Origin of the sequence: Helicobacter muridarum (assembly GCF_000765805.2) — a bacterium.
GTDB lineage: Bacteria > Campylobacterota > Campylobacteria > Campylobacterales > Helicobacteraceae > Helicobacter_A > Helicobacter_A muridarum.
Window position 1 is genome coordinate 1 of sequence record NZ_JRPD02000069.1, and the last position, 590, is coordinate 590.

At 29.7% G+C, this 590-nt stretch carries 1 protein-coding gene; it reads left to right on the top strand.

What is annotated here, in order from left to right:
* The first annotated feature begins 188 nt into the window (after nt 1–188).
* Nucleotides 189–500, top strand: a complete 312-nt coding sequence (locus LS73_RS09765; RefSeq protein ID WP_034559895.1) for a hypothetical protein — start codon at nt 189–191, stop codon at nt 498–500.
* The last annotated feature ends 90 nt before the right edge of the window (nt 501–590 follow it).

A 590-nucleotide genomic window follows, 5' to 3' on the forward strand; every position in this document is an offset into this window, starting at 1 on the left:
GTAGAGATTTTAGATAAGCTTGATTCACTTATTAATGACTTAAATCAAGGAATACCAGCAGAGATAAGCTTAAGACGCAAACAATATGAATATTATAGAAACCTACTATTAAGTAAAGAAGAATTAGAAAGCTTTTTTATGATGATGTAAAGGGAGATTCTTCGGGCTTATACCCTCAGAATTACGGATTGAATGCTCAATATGACAAACAGAAAGCTAGATATAACAAAAATAGAGAAGCAAGTCATAACAATGTGGCAATGAATGACATAAAAGAGGTTTGTCATTCTAAATATAGCTTGCTAGGTGAAGAATCTCAAAATAAAGAATCAATTTGTAATACTTTAGCTTTAGATGACGAATCTCAAAAAGACAATAAAAAATATATTTCTCATTTTACAAATGTCAAACATAATAAAAATAAAGAATCTATATATGATGATAGTGGGTTTGTTAAAATGGTTAGCTTAGGGGAGATTGGCACATTTTATAATGGGTAATGGCTTAACAAAAGCAGATTTAAAAGATTTTGGAATCCCAGCTATTCACATGGGCAGATTCATACCTTTTATAATAACTTCACATATACA